We start from the raw sequence: 2,479 nt of genomic DNA, 5'->3' as shown, positions 1-2,479 counted from the left end.
CCCGTGGAAGCCGATGCTGCCGAGGGCGACGCCGTCCTCGGCGCGCAGGATGGCGAAGGTGCCCCAGGGGGAGCAGTAGTACCCCGCCGCCGCGGCACGGGCGGTCATTCCGGCGGCACCGATGGACGCGTCGCCGGGTACGCCGTCGATCCAGTCCAGATCGCCGGGCTTGCCGTCGGCGATCACGGCCGCCTCCCCGGGCGTGTGCTCGCGCAGCGTCATCCGGCCGTTCCGCAGCACGAACCGGCCGTTCTCGTGCCCCTGCTGGTACGCCACGTGGGCCCCTCCTCGCCGGGACGCGGCGAGGGTGCGCGCGGCCCAGCGCGACTGTACTCGGCCGGGGCGCAGCTAGCGCGCCGCGGCCGTGGTCAGGGCGGTGAACAGGGGCTTTGCCTCGGTGGTCCGCGGCAGGCCGCTGACCTGGGCGTCTCCCGTCTCCACCACACGCCAGCGGCCGTCCTCGTGGAGGGCGAGATCGGTGGTGATGAAGCGGCAGGCCAGCTGGCGGACGGCGGAGGCCACCTCGGACAGGTCCGGGTCGGGGGTCAGGCCGGGCGTGTCGGGGTGGGGGCCTATGAGGGCGGGTTCGCCGTCGAGCCACCAGACCCGGGCCTCGCCCACCGGCCGGAACGGCTCGTACGCGCGCAGCACCACACCGCCGGTGAGGTAGCTGCCTTGCAGCTGTACGAAGCGGGTGACCACCGAGGCCAGCCGGGCGGTGTCGGCGAGGTCGGGGACGTAACACGCCTCGGACCACTCGTGTTTGCGGGACTTGACCCAGTCCTTCACCACCGCGGGGCCCGCGCCGCCGAGCCGCTCGGCCAGCCGTGCCAGCTCCGCCGGATCCACCGCCCCGCCGGGCGGCAGCGGCAGCCAGGCGCTGCGCGGGGTCAGCGGGGCGAAGACGTCGTACCAGCCGGGGAGTTCATGCGCGGTGCGGTACCGCTCGGGCGAGGTGAGCAGGGTATGGCCGCGGTCGGCGAGGGCGGCGGACAGCGCGGCGTACCGCCCGGCGGGCAGCATCCAGCCGCGGTACCAGACCGGCCCGGCGTCGCGCTCGCCCCTCGCCATCGCGCGCACCGCGCCCGCCGCGTCCCCGGCGGTCAGGGTCTCGTGGTCGACCAGCGCGACGGACGCCCCGGTCGCGCGCACGGCCCGGGCCTCCTCGGCGAACTCGGGGTCGACGCGGCGCGGTGCCAGGGGATCGCGGGAGAACAGGAACACGGGGCGCATGAAACGGACGATAGGAACCGGGGCGGCCGGGGCACAACATGATTGCCGATACGGCCCGGCCGCCCCTACCCGTCCGTCAGAGCGCGGACAGCTCCGCCACCAGGTCGTCAAGACCCAGTGACCCCTGCGACAGCGCCGCCATATGCCACTTCTTGGCATCGAAGGCATCGCCGTGCGCCTTGCGGGCCGCCTCCCGCCCGGTCAGCCAGGCCCGCTCGCCCAGCTTGTAGCCGATGGCCTGGCCCGGCATGCCCAGGTAGCGCACCAGCTCGCTGTCGAGGAAGTCGGCGGGGCGGCCGCAGTGGAGTCCGAAGAACTCCCGTGCCAGCTCCGGCGTCCAGCGCTCACCGGGGTGGAAGGGCGAGTGGCCGGGGATCTCCAGCTCCAGGTGCATGCCGATGTCGACGATCACCCGCAGCGCCCGCATCATCTGCGCGTCGAGGTAGCCGAGCCGCCGCTCCGGGTCGGTCAGATAGCCCAGTTCGTCCATCAGCCGCTCCGCGTACAGCGCCCAGCCCTCGGCGTTGGCGCTGACCATGCCGACCGTGGCCTGGTAGCGGGAGAGCCGGTCGGCGACGTGGGCCCACTGGGCGAGCTGGAGATGGTGTCCGGGGACGCCCTCGTGGTACCAGGTCGAGACCAGGTCGTAGACGGGGAAGCGGGTCTCGCCCATGGTGGGCAGCCAGGTGCGCCCGGGACGGGAGAAGTCCACCGACGGCTGGGTGTAGTACGGGGCGGCCGCGCTCCCCGGCGGGGCGATCATCGACTCGACCCGCTTGACCCGCTCGGCCAGGTCGAAGTGGGTGCCGTCCAGCTGCTCGATGGCCTCGTCCATCAGCTCCTGGAGCCAGACCCGGGTCTCCTCGACGCCCTCGATGTGCGCACCGTGCTCGTCGAGGTGGCGCAGCGCCTCCCACGGGGTGGCGCCGGGCAGGATCTTCTCCGCCTCGGTGCGCATCTCGGCGTGGATGCGGTGGTATTCCGACCAGCCGTACGCGTACGCCTCGTCCAGATCCAGATCGGTGCCGTTCCACATCCGGGACCAGCGCTGGTAGCGCTCGCGCCCCACCACCTCCGGGGCACCCTCGATGCCCGGGCCGTACTCATCGCGCAGCCAGTCGCGGAGGGCGGCCAGCGCCCCGGTGGCGGCGGCCGCGGCCTCGTCCAGCTCGGTGCGCAGCGCGTCCGGCCCCTCGGCGGTGAAGTCGGCGAACCAGCTGCGCTCGGTGCCGATCCACTCGTCCAG

General features: G+C 73.6%; 2 protein-coding genes and 1 pseudogene. All 3 read right to left on the bottom strand.

Going from position 1 to position 2,479, the window contains the following annotated elements:
- Positions 1-276: pseudogene (locus SSOG_RS53235) on the bottom strand (GNAT family N-acetyltransferase); the annotation flags it as partial.
- Between the two features lie 72 nt (positions 277-348).
- On the bottom strand, positions 349-1,233 hold the full coding sequence (locus SSOG_RS04180; protein ID WP_009712959.1) for an ATP-grasp domain-containing protein: 885 nt from the start codon (positions 1,231-1,233) through the stop codon (positions 349-351).
- 76 nt (positions 1,234-1,309) lie between these two features.
- Positions 1,310-2,479 (bottom strand): DUF885 domain-containing protein (locus SSOG_RS04175; RefSeq protein ID WP_039936523.1); only part of this gene is annotated, 1,170 nt, incomplete at its 5' end.

Source organism: Streptomyces himastatinicus ATCC 53653, assembly GCF_000158915.1.
Lineage (GTDB): Bacteria > Actinomycetota > Actinomycetes > Streptomycetales > Streptomycetaceae > Streptomyces > Streptomyces himastatinicus.
The sequence above is the reverse complement of the archived record's forward strand: the minus strand, read 5'-3'. Positions and strand labels throughout refer to the sequence as shown.

What these genes read in the sequence shown, in the direction of transcription:
- SSOG_RS04180 (WP_009712959.1), bottom strand. Translation starts at nt 1,233, where the DNA reads ATGCGCCCCGTGTTCCTGTTCTCCCGCGATCCCCTGGCACCGCGCCGC.